Raw genomic sequence first — 1547 nt, forward strand, 5'->3', positions numbered from 1 at the left:
CAGCAATTCCAAATTCCGACTTAAGAACAGGTGTCTGTGTCCTGGAGCTAGCAATCGAGTTGTGCACAGCGTGCCCCTATCCGATAGAGTCAATTCATTCGAATGGGTCTTGCCCTTGGCAAGATAGTCGTCATGGTCTCAAGTGTGCTCGGATTCGACAGTGTGCTCGGAAGTCTGACCTCATGCATAGGAATGATGAAGGATGGACGTCAGCCTAGTAACGCGACTCGTTATAGCCTTCAAGATGCGGTCTTGGGAGCATTTAGTGCGTTTTTCATGCAAAGCCCGTCATTCTTAGAGTACCAACGACAGTTGCAAAGCCGTCATGGTCAAGACAATGCCCAGAGTCTATTTGGCTTGACCAACATTCCGAGTGTCGAACAAATTCGTAATATTCTCGACCCGCTTCCTGCGAGGGGGCTATCGGGTGTGTTCATCTTGAATTATCAGGATTTAGAGAAACAGGGATATCTGCGTGGGTTTGAGGTACTTGGCAAGCATCTATTGGTCACCCTAGATGGAACCCAATACTACAGTTCGCATGAGGTAAGTTGTCCGTGTTGTTCAATCCAGACGCATCGCAATGGCCAGGTCACCTACAGTCATAAAGCTATCTTGCCAGTGGTGGTGTCGCCGAGCCAATCATCGGTGATTTCGTTGTCCCCTGAATTTATTTATCCTCAAGATGGTCATGAGAAGCAAGATTGTGAGCAGGCTGCAGCTAAGCGTTGGATAGCGACTCATGGACGGATGTTCGCTCAGCGAGATGTGATTTTGCTCGGCGATGATCTATACAGTCGTCTACCGATGTGTGAAACAGTCCTAGCTCAGGGAATGAGTTTCATCTTCGTGTGTTTACCGGAGTCGCATCCAGTGCTCTACGATTGGATTGAGTTCAATGCAGCCAAGGGTCAGGTCAAAACCATCGAGAAAACGCGAACTCAGGGTAAGGAGAACGTCCACTATCGGTACCGATATTTAACCGATGTTCCATTAGGTGGCACCCCGTCGGACCGGGTACTGAATTGGTGTGAGGTCACCGTCACTCGACAACGAGACGGCAAGCGACTCTATCACAACAGTTGGATCACTCCACTAGAGCTCAATACCCCGCAGCAGGTCATTGCTGTAGTTGAGGCGGCTCGCAGTCGTTGGAAAACTGAAAACGAAAACCACAATGTCCTCAAAACGAAGGGCTATCATTTAGAGCACAATTTTGGCCATGGGCAACAGCATCTAGCCTCGTTCTTATTGACCCTAAATCTGTTAGCATTCCTGTTTCATACCATCTTGGGATATGTAGACGAGCGCTATCAACGAATTCGACAGATTCGAGGTACCCGAAAAGGCTTTTTTCAAGATATTGTCGCCTTGACCAAGTACCTCTGGTTTGAGAGTTGGAACGCATTGATTGAGTTCATGCTCGATGATACCAAGCCGACGGGTCCCTTTCGAAATACCTCTTGATTCTCATCGTGACTGACATCCTCAACAGGAGTCTCTCTTACATACCACTCCTGTCCGTACATTGGAATTTGGAATTGCTG

1 protein-coding gene is annotated in these 1547 nt (G+C 48.1%); it reads left to right on the forward strand.

Going from position 1 to position 1547, the window contains the following annotated elements; translation table 11 throughout:
* Positions 1-192: 192 nt before the first annotated feature.
* Positions 193-1467 (forward strand): ISNCY family transposase, encoded by a 1275-nt coding sequence (locus DXZ20_RS37095; protein WP_250565829.1) that lies wholly within the window; start codon positions 193-195, stop codon positions 1465-1467.
* The last annotated feature ends 80 nt before the right edge of the window (positions 1468-1547 follow it).

This window comes from Adonisia turfae CCMR0081, assembly GCF_011009555.1.
Taxonomy (GTDB): domain Bacteria; phylum Cyanobacteriota; class Cyanobacteriia; order Phormidesmidales; family Phormidesmidaceae; genus Leptothoe; species Leptothoe turfae.